The organism is Frankia sp. R43, from assembly GCF_001306465.1.
Classification (GTDB): domain Bacteria; phylum Actinomycetota; class Actinomycetes; order Frankiales; family Frankiaceae; genus Parafrankia; species Parafrankia irregularis.
This window is the reverse complement of sequence record NZ_LFCW01000010.1, coordinates 197,125-212,250: the sequence shown is the minus strand read 5'-3', so window position 1 is coordinate 212,250 and position 15,126 is coordinate 197,125. Positions and strand designations below refer to the sequence as shown.

13 protein-coding genes are annotated in these 15,126 nt (G+C 69.5%); 6 read left to right on the top strand and 7 right to left on the bottom strand.

Annotation, left to right across the window (positions count from 1 at the left end; all coding sequences use genetic code 11):
- Positions 1–4: 4 nt before the first annotated feature.
- Together ACG83_RS34930 and ACG83_RS34920 are read left to right on the top strand one after the other, a co-directional pair.
- Positions 5–1,027 carry an ABC transporter ATP-binding protein gene (locus tag ACG83_RS34930; RefSeq protein WP_235498372.1) on the top strand — a complete coding sequence of 341 codons (1,023 nt, stop codon included), beginning with the start codon at positions 5–7 and terminating at the stop codon, positions 1,025–1,027.
- A gap of 968 nt (positions 1,028–1,995) precedes the next feature.
- A complete protein-coding gene (locus ACG83_RS34920) occupies positions 1,996–3,387 on the top strand; it encodes a lysine N(6)-hydroxylase/L-ornithine N(5)-oxygenase family protein (protein WP_054570514.1) in 1,392 nt (463 codons plus the stop codon).
- Positions 3,388–3,712: 325 nt separating this feature from the next.
- On the opposite strand, the gene ACG83_RS47210 is transcribed toward ACG83_RS34920, so the two are convergent.
- Complete coding sequence (locus ACG83_RS47210; RefSeq protein WP_054570513.1) at positions 3,713–4,186, bottom strand: hypothetical protein; 474 nt, start codon at positions 4,184–4,186, stop codon at positions 3,713–3,715.
- A gap of 601 nt (positions 4,187–4,787) precedes the next feature.
- Here ACG83_RS47210 and ACG83_RS34910 point away from each other — a divergent pair.
- A complete protein-coding gene (locus ACG83_RS34910; protein WP_054570512.1) occupies positions 4,788–5,570 on the top strand; it encodes a hypothetical protein in 783 nt (260 codons plus the stop codon).
- Between the two features lie 11 nt (positions 5,571–5,581).
- Here the strand turns inward: ACG83_RS34910 and ACG83_RS34905 are convergent, their stop codons facing one another.
- The 3 genes from ACG83_RS34905 to ACG83_RS34895 all read right to left on the bottom strand — a co-directional run bounded on the left by ACG83_RS34905 (position 5,582) and on the right by ACG83_RS34895 (position 10,169).
- A complete protein-coding gene (locus ACG83_RS34905; RefSeq protein ID WP_054570511.1) occupies positions 5,582–6,091 on the bottom strand; it encodes a hypothetical protein in 510 nt (169 codons plus the stop codon).
- Between the two features lie 95 nt (positions 6,092–6,186).
- On the bottom strand, positions 6,187–8,409 hold the full coding sequence (locus ACG83_RS34900) for an ATP-dependent DNA helicase RecQ (RefSeq protein WP_054570510.1): 2,223 nt from the start codon (positions 8,407–8,409) through the stop codon (positions 6,187–6,189).
- Between the two features lie 482 nt (positions 8,410–8,891).
- Positions 8,892–10,169: an aromatic ring-hydroxylating dioxygenase subunit alpha gene (locus ACG83_RS34895; RefSeq protein WP_054570509.1), complete on the bottom strand. Its 1,278-nt coding sequence runs from the start codon at positions 10,167–10,169 to the stop codon at positions 8,892–8,894.
- A 177-nt stretch (positions 10,170–10,346) separates the two neighbouring features.
- Here ACG83_RS34895 and ACG83_RS34890 point away from each other — a divergent pair, with 177 nt between their 5' ends.
- Positions 10,347–12,110 (top strand): aldo/keto reductase, encoded by a 1,764-nt coding sequence (locus tag ACG83_RS34890; RefSeq protein ID WP_054570670.1) that lies wholly within the window; start codon positions 10,347–10,349, stop codon positions 12,108–12,110.
- A gap of 104 nt (positions 12,111–12,214) precedes the next feature.
- The gene (locus tag ACG83_RS34885) at positions 12,215–12,976 is read left to right on the top strand and encodes an SDR family NAD(P)-dependent oxidoreductase (protein ID WP_054570508.1); all 762 of its coding nucleotides are present in this window, start codon (positions 12,215–12,217) and stop codon (positions 12,974–12,976) included.
- Between the two features lie 515 nt (positions 12,977–13,491).
- On the opposite strand, the gene ACG83_RS34880 is transcribed toward ACG83_RS34885, so the two are convergent.
- The 3 genes from ACG83_RS34880 to ACG83_RS34870 are packed head-to-tail and all read right to left on the bottom strand — an operon-like array spanning position 13,492 to position 14,242.
- Positions 13,492–13,764: an SCO4848 family membrane protein gene (locus ACG83_RS34880; RefSeq protein WP_054570507.1), complete on the bottom strand. Its 273-nt coding sequence runs from the start codon at positions 13,762–13,764 to the stop codon at positions 13,492–13,494.
- 32 nt (positions 13,765–13,796) lie between these two features.
- Positions 13,797–13,985 carry a type II toxin-antitoxin system HicA family toxin gene (locus ACG83_RS34875; protein ID WP_235498397.1) on the bottom strand — a complete coding sequence of 63 codons (189 nt, stop codon included), beginning with the start codon at positions 13,983–13,985 and terminating at the stop codon, positions 13,797–13,799.
- Between the two features lie 35 nt (positions 13,986–14,020).
- Positions 14,021–14,242: a type II toxin-antitoxin system HicB family antitoxin gene (locus ACG83_RS34870; protein ID WP_235498371.1), complete on the bottom strand. Its 222-nt coding sequence runs from the start codon at positions 14,240–14,242 to the stop codon at positions 14,021–14,023.
- Positions 14,243–14,681: 439 nt separating this feature from the next.
- Between ACG83_RS34870 and ACG83_RS34865 the strand changes: the two genes are divergently transcribed.
- The gene (locus ACG83_RS34865) at positions 14,682–14,966 is read left to right on the top strand and encodes a hypothetical protein (protein ID WP_235498370.1); all 285 of its coding nucleotides are present in this window, start codon (positions 14,682–14,684) and stop codon (positions 14,964–14,966) included.
- The last annotated feature ends 160 nt before the right edge of the window (positions 14,967–15,126 follow it).

The following is a 15,126-nucleotide window of genomic DNA, read 5'->3' as shown; positions in this document are numbered from 1 at the left end:
GGCCATGGGGTCTCAGCCGGCCGTGGTGTCCCAGCCCGACGGGGAGCCCCGGCTGCACGCGAGGGGCCTGACCCTCGCCTACGACCAGCGCGTCGTCGCCACCGACCTCGGTGTGCGCATCCCCGACAACTCCTTCACCGTCATCGTCGGCCCCAACGCGTGCGGCAAGTCGACCCTGCTGCGGGCGCTGGCCCGGATGCTGCGCCCACGCCACGGCGCGGTCTACCTCGACGGGGCGCTCATCCGGTCGCTGCCGTCGAAGGAGGTGGCGCGCCGGCTGGGGCTGCTGCCGCAGACCTCGATCGCCCCGAGCGGCATCCTCGTCTCCGATCTGGTCGCCCGGGGCCGCTACCCCCACCAGCGCCTGCTGCGCCAGTGGTCCCGCCAGGACGAGGACGCCGTCCGCGACGCGCTCGCGGCCACCCATACCGAGGACCTCGCCGACCGGTTCGTCGACGAGCTCTCCGGCGGCCAGCGCCAGCGGGTCTGGCTCGCGATGGCGCTGGCCCAGCAGACGCCGATCATGCTGCTGGACGAGCCGACGACGTTCCTGGACCTCGCGCACCAGATCGAGATCCTCGACCTGTGCGCGGACCTGCACGAGGAGAGCAACCGAACCCTCGTCGCCGTCCTGCACGACCTGAACCAGGCCTGCCGGTACGCCACCCATCTGGTCGCGATGAAGGACGGGCGCATCGTGGCACAGGGGGACCCGAACGAGATCGTCACCGCGGAGCTGGTGGAGGAGGTCTTCGGCATCTCGTGCAGCGTCGTGCCCGACCCCGAGACCGCCACACCGCTGGTGGTGCCCGCGGCCCGGGCCCGGCGCCGCGAGCTTCGCGAGAACCTGGCGACAGCCGAGCAGGCCCGGCCTCAGTCCCACGCCGCAGACACCGACACCGACGACAGGGACGCCGGCACCGACTCCGAGGCCGGCGACAGGGACGCCGACACCGAGTCCGAGGCCGGCACCGATCCCTCCGGCGCCGCGGCGTCGGGCAAGGCCGTGGCGGTCGGCGCCGGCTGATGGCGGCGATGACCGCGGACGTCGGCCACCCGCACTCCGCCGGGGTGGGGTGCGGCGCGGCGGCGAGACGAAGTGACGACACCGACGGATCCGCGCGCCAACCGCCGATCCGCGTCGACGGGTGCCACCTGGTCGTGGTGCGGACGCGCGTCGGCGCCGCCGGGAGGTCCAGCCCCACATAGTAGGGGCGCAGGGCGTCGGCGACCGCGTCGCCGACGGCCCAGGCCGGGAGAGCAGCAGTTCGGGACTCGCCCCGGCCATGGTGCCGCCGGCCTCCGTGGGAACCCCGGGAAGACCAGGTCCGGGACGCGGCGCCTCGGCACCGAAGACGAACGCCTGCGGATCACCGCGGGCCAGGCGGCGGACGAGCGCGGCGGCGCCCACCAGCCCGGGGGCGCGCAGCGTCCGGGCCAGCACGGCCTTGTCGAGTTCACCGGCACACAGCCGGGCCACCGCCCGGGCAACTCCGGCGGTGTGGTCGACGGCGCCCGACAGGGCCTCGATCGCCCCATCATCGAAAGACTTAAGTAAACCTAACCTATACCTTGCGGGACGCAACCGGTCAAGCCGTCGCGAGCCATGCCAGTCGCCACATCCGACCTGCTTGACCACCAACCGCATCACACCTAAGTTAGGTTCACTTAACATATTCAGCTCCATGCTGGCCGCGGTCGTCGCAACGCACAGTCACCTTCGATCACGTGCCGTCGTCCATATCCATCCACGACGACCCACCACAACCGCGACCCTTCACCTCGACCGGCGCGACAAATCAACAATGGACGCCAACCGCGCGGTCCCCGCGCGCACCCCAGGCGGACCCGACCAGGCGCCCTCATCGCCACCTCGACCGGCGCGACCTCGGCGAACGCCTTGACAGAGCAACAGGTCGACCCGAACATAGGTAAAGTTAACCTAAATTCACATCCGGTCAGATCCGGTCAGATCAACCGACAAGAGGGGCAGCCGTGGGAGACCGTCCACCGACCGCGGAACTCGGTGTGCACGACGTCATCGGAGTCGGGTTCGGACCCTCGAACATCGCCCTAGGCATCGCGATCGAGGAACACAACAGCAGCGTCTCCGCCGGGGCCGCCCTGCGCGCGATATTTCTGGAACGCCAGCCCCGCTTCGGCTGGCATCGCGGGATGCTGCTCGACGGCGCCACCATGCAGGTGTCCTTCCTCAAGGATCTGGCGACGCTGCGAAATCCGTCCAGCAGCTTCAGCTTTCTGAACTACCTGCATTCGCAGAACCGGCTCGTGGACTTCATCAACCACAAGACGATGTTCCCGCTGCGCTGCGAATACCACGACTATCTGGAATGGGCCGCGGGCCGGCTCGACAATCTCGTCGAATACGACACCGAGGTCCTGGATCTGCGGCCGGTCGTCCACGAGGGCGCGGTCGCCTACATCGACGTGATCAGCGGCCGGCCCGGCCAGCCGGGCCGCACCGTCGTCCGCCGGGCCCGCAACGTCGTCATCGCCGCCGGGCTCGAACCGCGGCTGCCGGAAAACGCCGAGCTCGGCGACCGCCTGTGGCACAACCACGACCTGCTGCACCGGCTCGCGCAGATGCCGTCGACACCACGCCAGCGCTTCGTCGTGGTCGGGGCCGGCCAGAGCGCCGCCGAGGTGACCGAACACCTGCACACCCGGTTCCCGCAGGCCGAGGTGTTCGCGGTGTTCGCCCGGTACGGGCTCACACCGGCCGACAACAGCGGCTTCGTCAACCAGATCTTCGACCCGGACGCCGTCGACGAGTTCTACCACGCGCCGGAAGGCGTCCGGGAGATGCTGCTCACCTATCACCGCAGCACCAACTACGCCGCGGTCGACATGGACCTGATCGACGAGCTCTACCGACGCAGCTACCAGGAGAAGGTCCGCGGGCCCCAGCGGCTGTACTTCCTGCGAGCCTCGCAGGTGGAAGCCTACGAGGCGCTGCCGGACGGCACCCGGGTCCACATCCGGCACCTGCCCACCGGCGACAAGCGGGTCCTGGACACCGACATCGTCGTGCTCGCCACCGGCTACAACGCCCGGGACCCGCGGCGCGTGCTCGGCAGCATGGAGGACGCCTGCCTGGTCAGCGACTCCGGCCGGCTCCAGGTCGCACGCGACTACAGCATCGAGACGAAGCCCGACACCACGGCCGGCATCTACGTTCCCGGTGCGAGCGAGTTCCAGCACGGCATCTCGTCGTCCCTGCTGTCCAACATCTCGATCCGGGCCGGCGAGATCCTCGACTCGGTGCTGCGCCGACAGGAGCTGGACGAACCACTGGCGGCCATCGGCCAGGGCATCACAGCCCCCTCGTATCTCCCCGCCCAACACAAGACCCAGTCGCAGAACTGACCCGCGTCACCGTCGCCGTCGCCGTCGCCGTTGGCACCGTTCCGGAGTGCGCTGGCCCGGTACACGCCCGAAGACGCAGGAATACGCGCTGGTGCCGCCGTGAGCCTTCGCCATCTCACGGTGTGTGGTCAGAGCCTGGGGCAGGCCCGAGCTCGACGGCGGAAAACGCACGATGACGGAAGACGGGCGTGGAGAGCGCATTCGCCGAGCACTCCCAGACGCCGGCCATCCCCGGCTGGTCGACCTTCTCCGCGCCCGTCAACTCGTCAGACCGTCGCCCGTCAACTCGTCAGACCGTCACCGTTCCTGACGCACCGCGGCCACCTCAGAGCTGAGCGAGGCCCGCGTTGGCGGCAGCGACATCCTTGTGGTGGCGAAACGGGATCCAGACCTTCTCGCCCGCGAGCGACATCGAGCCGACGAAACCCCGCGGTGGCCCCAGCACGGTCCGGCGCGGCAGCCGCACCAGCGGCACCGGCCCGCTCGGTGTTCTCGAGGCGAACAGGCCGGCCTCGAGAACCACGACGGCCTGGTCGGTGACGACCACGATCCGGTTCCGCGTCCGGGCGAGAACGACCAGAGCAAAACCCATCAGAAGTACCACGAGAATGGCGTCGCCGACGTAGTACTGGGAATCGGGGAGAAGACGATCGATCAGGCCGGTCAGAAAAAAGCCGGTTCCGAACAGGAGGCCCCAGTACGGCGAGGCCCCGGTCCGCGCCTGGAAGGCGTTCACGGCCCGCTCCCCCGGAGCCAGGTACGGAACCAGCCGCCTGGCGGTCTTCGCGCGCACTGCCATCCCGCGCTCCCCGGACGTCACCCGGATCGAGGCAATCCCCGTTCCAGCGGCGAATCATAACGCGCCAGGGCACCCGCCGTGACACGGAATTCGGCGGCCTCGGCGTCGGCGGCGGCGAGTTCAGCGGTGTGGAGTCCAGCGTCCCGGAGTTCGGCGTCCCGGAGTTCAGCGGTCCGGAGTTCAGCGGTCCGGTCCGCGCGGGCACGTCCGGTCAGGCCGGCACCAGGCCCGCGTTGGCCGCGGCGACCTCCCTGCGGAAGCGGACCGATACCAGCAGCCACTCGCCCGCTAGCAGCAAGATCCGCGGATCGTCGAGTTCACCCCGGGCAGGCTGGCGCTGTCGCCTTCCGGACCAGGACAGTCAGGGGCCGGCGCACAGCACCAGGCACCGATTCTGCGCCCTGTCAAGGGTGGCATCACGAACAGAAACGGGGCGCCACCCGGCCGAAATTCACCAAAGAATCCTCGAGGCCGCCGCCTGTCCCACGGAAGACATCGTCACTCTGGCCTCGGGGCGGCCTTTCTTCGGCATCGTGTTGCTCGTTGAAACCAACGACAAATGCCGTTCCCGTAACGGCTGGCGATGTGCACGGAGGTAGGGATGAGCGGCCTGCGACGGGTCCGGAATGTGCGCCGATCGGTGGTCGGCGCGATCGCCGCGTGGGCGTTGGCTCTGCTGTTCTCGGGATGCCAGGAAGGCGGCCTCGTGATCGCGCCGCCGACCACCCCGGCGGCTACGCCATCGGTGGCCACCGCGGCGCCGGCGACCGGTCCCGCCGCCCCGGCCACCGGCGCACCGGCTCGGGACCTTCGCGCGGGTGACTACGTCCTCACGGCCGCACCGGAGACGGCGGGCTTCGAGAGCTCGGGCGGCGCGGATGACCCCGACAGCAGCCTGATCCGCGGCGAGGTCGCGGAATGCGTCGGCATCACCGGGTACGACCCGACCCCGCCGGCGGACGAGACGGCCGGCGACACGTTCTTCAACACCGACGCGAACGAGATCCAGGCGAGCAGCCACGCGAAGGTTCTCTCCGCGAGCCAGATCCAGCAGAACGCCGACATCGTCACCAGCCCGCTTTTCGGTGACTGTTTCCGCGGGGCGCTCGAGGAACAGCTGGCAGGAGAGCAGTCGGAGGAGCTCACTGCCGAGGTCGTCGCGGTTGACACGTCCTTTCTGCCACGTGGCTGCACCGCGCTGGTCCGTACCTCGATGAGCATCACCGACCAGACCGGCACCTACAGCTACATCTTCGACACGGTCTACTTCTACGTGGGTCAGGTCGCCGTCGAGCTCACCGTCACCAACATCCAGGATGACCCCCCGCAGGACACCGAGCAGGGTTTCATCGACCAGATCGCCGGCAAACTGACCAACCAGTGAGCCCACCGGTGTCAGCTGATCGCGGACCCCGGCCAGGGCGGTGACGTCACCACGGCCAGTTCGGCGTTCGCCGCGGTGACGCGCTTACGAAAAAGGGGCGACACCCACAGCTTCTCTCCCGAGAGAAGCATCGCGCCGGCCAGACCCCTGGGCGGGCCCAGAACGGTCCGCCTCGGCAGGCGGAGAAGCGGGGGCCCGTTCGGCGTGGACCAGGCGATCAGGCCGGCTCCCATCAGGAGAATGGCCTGGTCGGTCACGACCAGAATCCTGTTCCGCACCCGGGTGAGGCAGATCGTGTACCCAGCCAGGACCAGCGCCGCCATCACGGCGCCGGAAGCGAAGAAATAGAACTCCGACCAGGGGAGAAGATTGATTGTCAGGTTCCAGGCGGGGAATCCGAGTGGTGGCACGAGGTTGAAGTACGGGGATAGACCCGCCTGCGCCAGAACAACGTGCTGGACCTGCTCCCCCGGAGCCAGGTACGGGCGCACCTGAAAGGCGATCCGATCACGCAGCGCCATCCCACTCCCCCGCCGCTGTCGCCTGGATCGGGTAGCCCCGGGCCAGGAGACAAAACCTTACGCGCCTACCGCGCACGCGTCCTGGAATTCTGCGCTCAGCCGGTCTCCATCGCCAGGGCCAGTGGCATCACGGCGGGTGCGCCGGCGGCGCGCAATGCGCGGGCCGCCGCCGTCATCGTCCAGCCGCTGACGACCAGATCGTCGACGAGCAGCACCGGGCCGGTCAGGCCACCGAGCGTTTCGGCGAGCGGAGGCGGCACGTCGAACGCCGACCACAGCCCGGCGAGGCGGTGCGCGCTGTTGTGCACCTGGCCGGCGAACGGCCCGCCCGAAACCCGCGGCAGCTCCCCGAGCAGGGGCAGCCGCCCGACCTGGGCGATGCGCTGACCGAGGTCGCCGACCAGCCGCGGGCGGCTCCGGGAGCCGACCGTCACCACCGCCGCCGGGCGCTGCTCCCATTCCCAGGCCGCGAGCATCCGCACGACACCGTCGAAGACGTCGTCGGGAACCGGCTGGTCCACGCCACGCGCCTCACCCGAGCCGGGCGCACTGTCGAACATGGGCCGCAGCCGGTTACCCCACCCGAGGTCGTTGAGCCGGGCGAGGGCCCGACCGGACAGGGCACCGGCCGCGGCGGGAATCCGGCCGGAGGCGTTGATCCCCAGCGTGCGCATGCCGGTGGGCCACATCTTGCGCGGTTCGACGACGACCCCGGGCCGACGCAGCTCCGTGCGGGCGCTGGCCCGCGCCTGCGCCGAGACGTCCGCCGCCCAGCTCCGCCCGGTGCACCGGTCGCACCGCCCGCAGGCAGCCGCGTACGGATCATCGAGGGCCCGGCGCAGGAACTCCATCCGACAGGACGTCGTCGCGATGTAGTCCAGCATCGACTGCTCCTCGACCGCGCGCGCCGCGGCGACCCGCTCGTAGCGGCGCGCGTCGTACGCCCAGGGCTGCCCGGTGTGCTCCCAGCCCCCCTTGACCCGCCGGACCGCGCCGTCGGTGTCCAGCACCTTCAGCATCTGCTCCAGGCGGCCCGGCCCCAGGTCGACCACGGCGAGCAACGCCTGGGTCGACATCGGCTTCGACGCCTGCTCCAACGCGCCGAGCACGTCCCGCACCAGCCGTTCCGGTGGGAAGGACGTGTCGGCGAAGTACCGCCAGATGGCGCGGTCCTCCGCGGCCGGCAGCAGGATCGCCTCCGCGGACTCCAGCGCGCGGCCCGCCCGGCCGACCTGCTGGTAGTAGGCGATCGGGGAGTTCGGTGCCCCGACGTGCACGACGAAGCCGAGATCCGGCTTGTCGAAGCCCATCCCCAGCGCGCTGGTGGCGATCAGGGCCTTGACCCGGTTCGCGAGCAGGTCCTCCTCCGCCGCGATGCGCTCCGCCGGTTCCGTCCCGCCGTGGTAAGTCGCCACGGTGTGGCCCTGGGCGCGCAGGAAGCCGGTGAGCTCCTCGGCGGCGGGCTTCGTGAGCGTGTAGACGATCCCGGAACCGGGCAGCTCGGGAAGACGATCAGCCAGCCAGCCGAAGCGCTCCTCGGCGGTGGGCAGGCTGACCACGCCCAGCCGCAGGCTCTCCCGCTCCAGCGGCCCGCGCAGCACCAGCGTCTCGGCGCCCACCGTGCCGTCAGGTGCGGCAACGACGCCCGCGCCGAGCTGCTCGCTGACGTCCGCGACGACCCGCGCGTTCGCGGTGGCCGTCGTGGCGAGGACGGGAACGCCCGGCCGCAGCTCACCGATCAGCGACCGCAGCCGGCGGTAGTCCGGCCGGAAGTCGTGGCCCCAGTCGGAGATGCAGTGCGCCTCGTCGATGACCAGCAGGCCCGTCGTGCGCGCCAGCTCCGGCAGGTACTCGTCCCGGAACGTCGGGTTGTTCAGCCGCTCCGGGCCGACCAGCAGCAGGTCGAGCTCGCCGGCCCGCAGTGCGCCGTAGACCTCGTCCCACTCGGTGAGATTGCCCGAGTGGATCTCCCCGGCCCGGATGCCCAGCCGCGCGGCGGCAGCCGCCTGGTTGCGGATGAGCGCCAGCAGCGGCGACACGATCACCGTCGGCCCGACCCGGGCCGGGGCGGCGCCGCCACCCGAGCCCTCGCTGCCGCGCAGCAGAGCCGTGGCCAGGAAGTACACGGCGGACTTGCCCCAGCCCGTGCGCTGGACGAGCAGTACCCGGCGCCGCTCGCTCACCAGCGCATCGATCGCCCGCCACTGGTCGTCGCGCAGCACCGCACCCGGACCCGCCAGCGCCCGCAGCAGCTCCTCGGCCCGAGCCCGCGACACGTCGCCTCCGGAACCACCGCGATGCGCCGCCTGATCAGCCATGCCCCCTGTCTACCCGACACCGCCGACAGATCCGCGTTCGCCCCGGCGACGCCTGTCTCGCGGTCACCACAATCACAGGGGCCACGGGCGACCGGTCCGCGAGACCGACCTGGCCGGCCAGGCGAGACGTCCTCCGCTGACTCGAACGGGCGACCGGCTCACACCCGCGCGGCTGGCCGTGTCAGGACGGCCTGACCGTACCCGCCGTCGACCCGCGGTTCCGCGGAACCGCGCGCGGTCCGCGCCCACGCGCCCACGCGCGCTCGAGCGACACGCCGCACGACCATCCGTCGGCGAAGTCAGATTCTTCGACGATTCAGGGTGGAGTGATGTCAGCGTTGGCTGCGGCGACGTCCTCGTGGAATCCGGCCGTCACCCACGTCTTCTCCCCGCGACGGCGGTGGCGGTCCCGTCGGCGCGCCGGCCGGCGGGACCACGGCCGGTCCGGCCGGTCCGGCTGGTGCCGCCCAAGCGCCGGCTGATCACGTGGATCGTCGGTCGGACCGTTCCTGGTAGGACGCCACGTAGTCGCCGGCGGTCCGGTGCAGATGCCGGACGGCCAGTTCCTGGTCGTTGAGCGGGAATTCCGAGACAGCCCTTGTCTCCAACATCTTCTGGGTCGCTTCCAGGGTGTTGCAGTCCTGCAGCGCGAACTCCTTGAAGGTGACCGCGGCCAGCTCCTGCCGCAGCCGCTCGCTCGGCGTTCTCGGCGGGACGAAGTACAGCGTCCCCTCGAAGATGTGCCGGTTGTAGGCGGTCGGCCAGTAGTGGTAGGTGAGGTACCAGCCCGGCGCCCACACCACAATCATGAAATTCGGGAAGAAGACATAGGAGTCGAGGCCCCAGGCCTTCTGCCGGGACGGGTTCACACCCGGCGGCAACGGGTCGAGGCCGGGGATGTCAGGCCTGTCCCACGGCCCGAAGTTCCCGCTGCGCAGCACCTGTTCGATCGGCTTCACCATGGAGAGATCACGGGGTGGCGCCATTCCGCCCCAGGCCGACTGCATCGAGTGCGGACCGTCCAGCTCGTAGTGCAGCGACTCGTAGCCGTAGCCGAGCAGTTTGCGCGACTCGTCGCTCACGTACTGCTTCGCGTGCAGCACGGGTGCGTGGTAGAACTCGGCGAACGCGTCGAGGTACAGCTTCCAGTTGCTGCCGACGTCGGCCCGGTACCGGTAGACCTCGGTCATCTCACCGAACGGATAGCCCTCAAGGCCGGCGGCGAAGCGCCCGAGATATTCCCGTAGCGGGCCGGCATCGTTGTCGAAGTTGACGAAGATGAAGCCCTCCCACACCTCGCAGCGCACCGGGACGAGGCCGTAGTCAGCCCGGTCGAAGTCGAAGAACTCGGACTCCTGCTGAACGAAGGTGCACGCACCGTCCAGCCCGTAGCGCCAGGCGTGGTACTTGCAGGTGAACTGCCGCGCCGTGCCGCTCGTCTCCTCGCGCGGGAAATCGTTCCAGACCAGCTTGTTGCCACGGTGCCGGCAGATGTTGTGAAACGCCCGGACCTGGTTCTCCCTGTCCCGCACGATGATCACCGACGCGTTCGCGGCGTGGATCTCCTTCGTGAAGTAGGCGCCCGTTCGCGCGACCTGCTCCACGCGGCCGACGTTCAGCCAGGTCCGCCGGAAGATCGCGGCACGCTCCCGTTCGTAGTGCTCGGGAGAGATCGAGTCCTCGAACGTGACCAGCCCGGTGCCGAGGTCCGGGTAGTGCTCCGTCCAGCTGCCCTCGACAGGCTTGGGGAAGTGGGCCATGCGTCTACCTCCGAGACCACACACGAGATGGAACGTCGAGAAAACGTACGACTGAGTCCGGTTTCCGGTCAACGGTCCTGAGCCCAGACCGCAGGCCGGGCGCATGTGCTGCCTGCGGGCCATCCGCCGGCCGACCGCATCTTGACCCAGAAGGCGACCGAACCGTACGTTTTTTCGATGGAGCCCAGAGCGAACGACGGTGCGCGGTCCCGGGCCGGGAGACCGACCTCCGAGGAGGCGGCGCGGCTGACGGAGAAGCTTCGCCGGGCCGCCGTCGACACGTTCCTCGAACACGGCTACGACCGGACCACCATGGAGGCGGTGGCACGAGCCGCGGGCGTCACCAAGAGCACCCTGTACGGCCGGTACCCGGACAAGCGGACCCTGTTCATCGCCGTCAGCTCCTGGGCGCTCACCCGCCAGGAACGCGACGCCCGGGTCCTGGAGCCGCTGCCCGACGACCTCGCGGCCAGCCTGACCCTGATCGCCCGGGCGATTCTCGCCCGGTCCGTCGACCCGGACATCGTCCGCCTCAGCCGGATGGCGATCGCCGAGTCGGCCCGGTTCCCCGAGTTCGCGGCGAGCTCCCAGGCCACGACCTGGTCACCGCGCATCCAGGTCATCATCGATCTGCTGCGGGAGCACGAGCGCGCCGGCGCGGTCTCGGTCAGCAACGTCGAACTGGCCGCCGAGCAGTTCTTCGCCATGGTCGGCGCGATGCCGGCCTGGCTCGCGGCCTACGGCATCTACCGCAGTCCCGAGCTTGAGGACCAGCGCCTTCAGCACGCTGTGCAGCTCTTCCTCAGCGGCGTCCTCACCCGCGGCCCCGGCCACCAGGACCGCCCCGCCTCCTCCCCTGCCACACCAATCGCCGGCGCCGATCACCCGAGCCCAGGCGCTGGCGCTGGCGCTGGCGCTGGCGAGGACGCTGGCGCTGGCGAGGACGCGGTCGACGACGCCAGTTCCAGCCAGACCGCCATCTCCAGGCACGCCGGGCCCAGGCGCGAGGCCGCGGCGATGCGGTATTCACGGCTCGGTCGAAGCGGCCTGGACGTCTCCCGGCTCGCCCTCGGCATCCGGGCCTTCGGGGCGGCCGGCGGCGGCTGCGACCCGGCGACCGCGGCGGGTCTGGTCGCCCGCTACCTCGACGCCGGCGGAAACCTCATCGACGCCACCGACGTTTCCGCCGACGCCGCGGAGATCTGCGCGGTGTCGCTGCGCGGCAGGCGTTCCCAGGTCGTGCTGGCAGCCGGAACGAGCACCGGAACAGGCGTCGGAACGAGCGGTGACGGTGGCGGTGGCGGTGGCGACACCGGTATCGCGCTGGATCGAGCCCGCCATGGCGGCCGGAACAGCCGGCGCCACCTCCGCGCGGCCTGCGACGCGGCCCTTCGCCGGCTCGGGACCGACTACATCGATCTCTACCAGCTGAGCGCCGACGACCCGTCGACCCCGCTGGAGGAGACCGTCGAAGCACTGGATGATCTAGTTCGCGCAGGCAAGATCCTCTATGTCGGCGCCGCCGGCTTCCCCGCCTACCGGATCATGAAGGCAGTGGCCGCCAGCGACCGGCTCGGCCGGGCCCGGTTCATCTCTCTGCGCTCCGAGTACGGGCCGACGGCACGAGCGGCGGAACGCGAGCATTTCCCCCTTCTCGCCGAGGAGGGCCTCGGGTTCATCAGCACCCCACGCCCCGAAAACGAGACCGACCCCACGAATCCCGCGCTGACCGCACGACTGCAGGCAGCGGCGGCCCAGCTCGGCTGCACGACCAGGCAGCTTGACCTGGCCTGGCAATGGACGAGACCCGTCGCCGCGGTAAGCGTCGACATCTCCGGTGTCGCCCAACTGGACGAGCTTCTCGCGGCAGCGGACGTCGACCTTCCCGGCGAGGTCATCACCGCGATCGACGGCTCCACCGCGCCATCCGCCCGCCTGTGACCCCAGCCGAAACCGGCGACCGCCGGCAGCCGCCACTCATCCCTCTCTCATCGCGTTCTTCTCTCTCATCTCGCGGGCAGTCGACGCGGAAAGGAAAGACACACATGGCCGGGACACTGAACAGCAAGGTCGCCGTCGTGACGGGCGGCGCCTCGGGAATCGGGCGTTCGTGCGCGCTGCGGCTGGCCCGGGACGGCGCCAGGGTGGCCGTGCTGGACCTCAACGAGGGCGACGCCAAGCAGGTCGTGGCCGAGATCGAGGCCGAGGGCGGCACAGCGCACGCTCTCGCCGTCGATGTCGCCGACCGCGCGAGCGTCGACCAGGCCCTGGCGCAGACCCGCGAACACCTCGGGCCCGTCACCATCCTGGTGAACTCGGCCGGGAAGACCGGCTACCACCGGTTCATCGACATGTCCCTGGAATCCTGGACGTCGATCCTCACCGTGAACCTGACCGGGACGTTCCACTGCTGCCAGTCCGCCCTCCCGGACATGATCGAGGCCGGCTGGGGCAGGATCGTCAACATCTCCTCCTCCAGCGCGCAGGGTGGCCAGCCCTACATGGCCCACTACGTCGCTTCCAAGGCGGGCGTCATCGGCTTCACCAAGGCCCTCGCGCTCGAACTCGGCCCGAGCGGCATCACCGTCAACACCATTCCTCCGGGTTTCGTCGACACCCCGATGCTGCGTCTCAGCGAGCAGAAAGGCCGTTTCGGCGCAACCGTGGACGAGCACGCCGCCCGGACCCCGGTCCGCCGCGTCGGCCGGCCGGAGGACATCTCCGCGGCGTGCGCGTTCCTTGTCTCCGAGGAGGCCGGCTACATCACCGGCCAGATCATCGGCGTGAACGGCGGCCGCAACACCTGACCTGACCGGCGCCACCGGGACAGGTACGGGGCGAGATCCTGCTCCGTTCCCTGGCCGTCATCGTCCGGCGTGCCTCCAGCGGACAACGCGTCCTCCAGGGAGGCCGTCAATGCCGGGGGCACCGGCACACGGCCTTGTCAGAACGCGGCAAAGGCGTGGACGAGCTCCCGGATCCAGGCGTGATCCGCAACGGCAACCGCGAAGCCGTCGATGTCGTGGCTGCCGAGAAAATGTCCGTCGTCATCGCCGTTTCCAGTGCTATCTCGACGAGGGAACGATGACGACCCGCATCGCCCGCCGTCACTGGACGGACGAGGTCGAGGCCGAGCCGTGGCATCGGCGCCCCCGGTGGACCAGCCTCACGGACCAGTCCTCCTGCAACGACTACCGGAGCCAACCTGGCCGACCGACGTCCTTCGCTGACGCTTTCAGCAGCGCAGTGGCGAGCCTGCCGGGGAAGGATGAGGAAAGGAGGCGACACGAAACCGTCCCGCGCCGCCGTCCACCTGAGGTCGTCAGCGACCAGAACTGATCATCTGGTCAGACGAGGCTGCGCCGGGAACCGCGGGGCGCCCCGCACGCGCGCCGCGGATCCCGAGCCAACCGACAACGGAGCCGATGGCCAGGGAGGTGGCGGTCAGGACCAGATGGACCGTGAAGAAGCTCGTCGGACCATCGTTCCAGGAACGATCATCCTTCCAGATGTTCTTGAGGAAGTTCGGCCAGATCGCCCACGTCCACACACCCACCACGATCAGGAACCAGGACGCACGCTTCGACAGAGTCACCCACCCAGCTTGCACCCGGGATCGCATCAGGCTCAGGTGAGCAACGTCCTAAGCTCCCCCGCATCGATGCCCGCCTGGCGCAGAACAGAAGCGAGAGTGCCTGTCGCCAGCTCCCGGTGAAGCGGGACGATCACGACCCGGGCGTTCTCCTTGTGCCGTAGCTTGCAGTGCGAACCACGCGTGGCGACCTCCTCGAAGCCAGCACGCCCCAAGGCTTTCACCACCTTCGCCCCGGAGACCCGAGGCAGCACAGGTGTCACGCCGACAGGCGGATGTCCAGCGGGGCGACGATGGGACCGTCCGCAGCGGTCGCGGGGAACGGCTGGTCCTCGAAGTACAGCTCCAGCGCCTCGCGGAGATTCGCCAGCGACTCCTCGACGCTGGATCCCTGGCTGGTCACCTCGACTTCCAGAGCCCGCGCCACATACCAGTCGCCCTCGTGCGTGACGACAGCCGTCAGCCGCGCCGCTCGCTCCATAGAGATCAGCCTAGCCGTACCGGCCGCATCTGGCGAAGCGCTCATCGCCACCCCCTCCACATGATCGATCAGACTCCGTCGACCATACGAGCAGAAACGATCTCCAACAGCCCAGGTATGCACGAGAGACAACAAGACCACCTCGGCCCGGCAGGCGTACCTAGGTCATAAGTGAATGTTCTACAAATTCGGCCAGATCGCCTACGTCGACACACCCACGGCGATCAGGAACCACGACGCACGCTTCGACAGAGTCACTCCACCAGCGTCGCACCTGTGAACGCCGTGGCCTCTCTGTGGGCGCGCGATTTCAGCCACGCTGATCGCCATAAGCTGGACAGCGGCCCGAGTTCCGACGAGCCGGCCACTTAGGCGATCTTGAAGCGATGGGGCCTCGGCGCCCCACCCAGAGCGGGAAGATCGACGAAGGGTGCGGTGGGTGAACCAAAGTTACGATGTCGCCATGACGGAGATGCCGCTCCCCCCTGACGACCAACTCGCCGAGGTCGTCCGAGAGGCTGCCGCATCCGGTCAGGTCGTCTACCTGACGGACAAGGGCCAGCGGCTTGCCGCCATCGTGCCAGCAGGTCTCGCCGAACTCCTCGAACGGGGCGAGACGACCAACGGACGGCGGGTGCTGGGCGCTCGGGGCGCAGGACGCAGCGGCCGGCAAGACATCTCCGAACGCATGGAGGAGATCCTCGCCAACGAGGTGGCGTCATAGCCCTCGTGGTCGACGCCGGTCCGCTCTACGCCGCGATGAGCGAAGTCTCATGGGCCGCCTCCGTCCGCATGATCCGAACCGCCGACGGGTGGAAGGTCCGGAAACAGGACTACTGCACTCACATGACGTGGGCGCTGATCTGCTCACCGATCACCATCTC

Excerpts from the sequence above, each read along its gene's own strand:
- ACG83_RS34930 (WP_235498372.1), top strand. The coding sequence starts at position 5 with ATGGGGTCTCAGCCGGCCGTGGTGTCCCAGCCCGACGGGGAGCCCCGG.
- ACG83_RS47210 (WP_054570513.1), bottom strand. The coding sequence starts at position 4,186 with ATGGCAGTGCGCGCGAAGACCGCCAGGCGGCTGGTTCCGTACCTGGCT.
- ACG83_RS34910 (WP_054570512.1), top strand. The coding sequence starts at position 4,788 with ATGAGCGGCCTGCGACGGGTCCGGAATGTGCGCCGATCGGTGGTCGGC.
- ACG83_RS34905 (WP_054570511.1), bottom strand. The coding sequence starts at position 6,091 with ATGGCGCTGCGTGATCGGATCGCCTTTCAGGTGCGCCCGTACCTGGCT.
- ACG83_RS34900 (WP_054570510.1), bottom strand. The coding sequence starts at position 8,409 with ATGGCTGATCAGGCGGCGCATCGCGGTGGTTCCGGAGGCGACGTGTCG.
- ACG83_RS34895 (WP_054570509.1), bottom strand. The coding sequence starts at position 10,169 with ATGGCCCACTTCCCCAAGCCTGTCGAGGGCAGCTGGACGGAGCACTAC.
- ACG83_RS34890 (WP_054570670.1), top strand. The coding sequence starts at position 10,347 with ATGGAGCCCAGAGCGAACGACGGTGCGCGGTCCCGGGCCGGGAGACCG.
- ACG83_RS34885 (WP_054570508.1), top strand. The coding sequence starts at position 12,215 with ATGGCCGGGACACTGAACAGCAAGGTCGCCGTCGTGACGGGCGGCGCC.
- ACG83_RS34870 (WP_235498371.1), bottom strand. The coding sequence starts at position 14,242 with ATGGAGCGAGCGGCGCGGCTGACGGCTGTCGTCACGCACGAGGGCGAC.